Origin of the sequence: Planomonospora corallina (genome assembly GCF_042650625.1) — a bacterium.
GTDB classification, from domain to species: Bacteria; Actinomycetota; Actinomycetes; order Streptosporangiales; family Streptosporangiaceae; genus Planomonospora_B; species Planomonospora_B corallina.
Map to the genome: position 1 here is coordinate 205,222 of NZ_JBHSBM010000077.1, position 1,903 is coordinate 207,124.

The 1,903-nt window shown below is 77.1% G+C and carries 1 protein-coding gene; it reads left to right on the plus strand.

Annotated elements, in window-relative coordinates:
* A partial coding sequence (locus ACFOWE_RS33775; RefSeq protein ID WP_377295156.1) for a non-ribosomal peptide synthetase occupies nt 1–1,903 on the plus strand: 1,903 nt, incomplete at both ends.

Below are 1,903 nucleotides of genomic sequence, written 5' to 3' on the forward strand. Positions count from 1 at the left end.
CCCCCGTGGTCGTCGACCTGGACGGCTGGGACGGCGCGGGGCTGCCCGAGACCGATCCTGGAGCGCCGGTCCTGCCCGGCCACCCCGCCTACGTCGTCTACACCTCCGGCTCCACCGGCCGCCCCAAGGGCGTGGTGGTCACCCACGCGGGACTGCCCGCGTACGCGCGGACCGGGACCGGCCGGTACGCCGTCACCCCCTCGAGCCGCGTCCTGCAGTTCGCCTCCATCGGTTTCGACGGGGCGGTGCTCGAATGGCTGATGGCCTTCGACGCCGGAGCCGCGCTGGTGCTCGCCCCCGCGGACATGTACGGCGGCGAGCCGCTCGGCCGATTCCTCGCCGAGGCGCGCATCACCCACGCGTTCATCACGCCCGCCGCGCTGGCCTCCGTCCCCGAGACGGACCTGCCCGAGCTGCGCACCCTGCTGGTCGGCGGCGAGGCCTGCCGCCCGGAGCTGGTCCGCCGCTGGGCCGGCGGCCGCCGGATGGTCAACGTCTACGGGCCGACCGAGACCACCGTCGTGATCACCACCAGCGACCCGCTGGTCTCGCCCGACGACGCCCCGATCGGCCGCCCCGTGCTCGGCGCCCGGCTCCAGGTCCTCGACTCCGCCCTGCGCCCGGTCCCGCCAGGCACTGTCGGGGAGCTCTACGTCTCCGGCCCGTCCGTGGCCCGCGGCTACCTCGGCCGGCCCGGCCTGACCGCCGAACGGTTCGTCGCCGACCCGTCCACCCCCGGCGGGCGCATGTACCGCACCGGCGACCTGGTCCGGTGGCGGGCCGACGGGATGCTGGAGTACGCGGGCCGGGCCGACGAGCAGGTCAAGATCCGGGGGTTCCGCATCGAGCCGGGCGAGATCGAGGCGGTGCTCACCGCCCACCCGCACGTCGCGCAGGCGGCGGTGCTGGCCCGCGCCGACCGGCCGGGGGAGCGGCGGCTGGTCGCCTACGTGGTTCCGGCGGACCCGGCCGGTACGGCCGGCGCCGGGGAGACGACGGGCGCGGCCGGTACGGCCGGCGAAGACGGCGCGGGCGGAACGGGAGGCGCGGCGCAGGGTCCGGGCACGCTCGACCCGGACGCGCTGCGCGAGTTCACGCGGAGCTCGCTCCCGGACTACATGGTGCCCGCCGCCGTCGTCGTGCTCGGAGAACTGCCGCTCAACGCCAACGGCAAGCTGGACCGGGCCGCGCTGCCCGCCCCGGAGTGGGGCGGCGGAGGCAGGGAGCCGGCCGGTGAGCGCGAACGGCTGCTCTGCGCCCTGTTCGCCGAGGTGCTCGGACTGCCCCGGGTCTGCGCCGACGACGGCTTCTTCGACCTGGGCGGCGACAGCATCCTGGCGATCGGGCTCGTCTCCCGGGCCCGCGAGGCGGGGCTGGCGATCACGCCGGGGCAGGTCTTCCGGTGCCAGAGCCCCGAGGCCCTGGCACTCGTCGCCGAGGAGACCGGGCCGGAGCAGACCGGGCACGACGACGGCGCCGGTCCGGTGGAGCCGACCCCGATCATGGGCTGGCTGGCCGAGCGGGGCGGGCCGATCGATGGTTTCAGCCAGACGGTGGTGCTGCGGGTGCCGCCGGATCTCGGGGAGGAGGCGCTGGCGGCGGGGGTGCAGGCCGTGCTGGACCGGCATGACGCGCTGCGGCTGGTCTGCCCGGGGGTCGATGCGCTGCGTGGCGGCGGTGGTGGGCTGGAGGTGCTGCCGGTCGGTGCGGTGCGGGCGGCCGGGTGCGTGCGCCGGGTGGAGGTCGGCGGCGACCCGGCGGGCGGGTCCGGTGCCGGTTCGGTGGACGGGCCCGGCGGTGCCTCGGCGGAAGGGGCCGCCGGACAGGACGCCTGGGCGCGGGTGGTGGCCGAGCAGGCGGCGCGTTCGCGGGCGGAGCTGGATCCGGTGGCCGGGCGGATGGT